Origin of the sequence: Geobacillus sp. ZGt-1, from assembly GCF_001026865.1 — a bacterium.
Taxonomy (GTDB): Bacteria; Bacillota; Bacilli; order Bacillales; family Anoxybacillaceae; genus Geobacillus; species Geobacillus thermoleovorans.
In genome coordinates, this window is the sequence record NZ_LDPD01000026.1 from 54,560 (window position 1) to 55,687 (window position 1,128).

1 protein-coding gene and 2 pseudogenes are annotated in these 1,128 nt (G+C 51.0%); all 3 read right to left on the reverse strand.

All coding sequences use genetic code 11. From position 1 onward, the window contains the following. On the reverse strand, window positions 1-410 hold a 410-nt coding region (locus VU18_RS20595; protein ID WP_236687412.1), incomplete at both ends, for an alpha-amylase family glycosyl hydrolase. Between the two features lies 1 nt (window position 411). After that, window positions 412-882: pseudogene (locus VU18_RS20600) on the reverse strand (hypothetical protein); the annotation flags it as partial. 1 nt (window position 883) lies between these two features. Next, window positions 884-1,128 (reverse strand): annotated as a pseudogene (locus tag VU18_RS20605) (alpha-amylase family glycosyl hydrolase); the annotation flags it as partial.

Below are 1,128 nucleotides of genomic sequence, written 5' to 3' on the forward strand. Positions count from 1 at the left end.
GAGCCTGTTACTCCCGCTTCATCGCCGTAATAAATCGTCGGCGCTCCCGGGTATCCCATCTGCAAAATCACCGCCAGCTTGAGCCGCTTTTTCCCAAGTTCCTCATTATAATTCGGATCAAGCTCCGCCCGCTCGGATGAATCCGTTCCGTTCCCAAGCAGAAAGACCGCCCGCGCCGTGTCATGCGAACCGATTAAGTTCATCAGCGCATAAAACGCTTCACTTGGGTAGTCTTCCCTTATGGCCGTCAGCCGCTTGTCCGCCTCTTCTGCATTTCCGTTTTTCAAAAAGTCAAGCACCGCCCCGCGGAACCGGTAGTTCATCACGGAATCGTACTGGTCGCCTAGAAAATATTTCGATGCGTCATCCCAAATTTCCCCTAAAATGAGCGGCTGCTCCCCCTCTTTTAANGTCGGACCGCGGCCGTACGACCCTTGAAGCAATTCTTGGCGAAACTCGCGCCAAAACGCCGGATCCACCTCATTGGCCACATCCAACCGCCAGCCGGAGGCGCCGAGGGCAATCCAGCTTTTCGCCACCGAATCCGATTCACGGAAAATGTAATTCGCGAGCGCATCGTTGTTCAATTCACTCGGATTCGGCACTTTTTCCCCCGTCACCGACTTAAACTCCGGCAGACTGTCATAGCCCCACCATGATTGGTATTGATAATGGCCATCGACTTTTTTGTTTTCAATATTGAACCAAAGGTGAAACCCATACGGGCTGAACGTCTGTCCCTCTTGTTTGAACTTCTCTTCCACTTGTTTCCGCGCTTCTTCCTCGCTCAATCCTTTTTCATTCATCAAATCGTAAACCGCTTCCCAATATTCATACGCACCGACGGTCGGATAGCGGTGGTAGCGGTCAAAGTAAATCGAANCGTCGGATACGTGGTTGAACACCCCGTCTAAGATGAGATGCATCCCCCGGTTCGCAAGCGCCTGCACAAACGATTGGAATTCTTCCGGGGAACCGAACATCGGATCCAATTCTTTGTAATTGCTCGCATCATATTTATGGTTCGATGGCGCATTGGCGATCGGATTTAAGTAAATCGTGTTCACTCCAAGCGACTGCAAATAATCCAACTTTTGTTCAATTCCGGCGATGTCTCCGCCGAAAAAG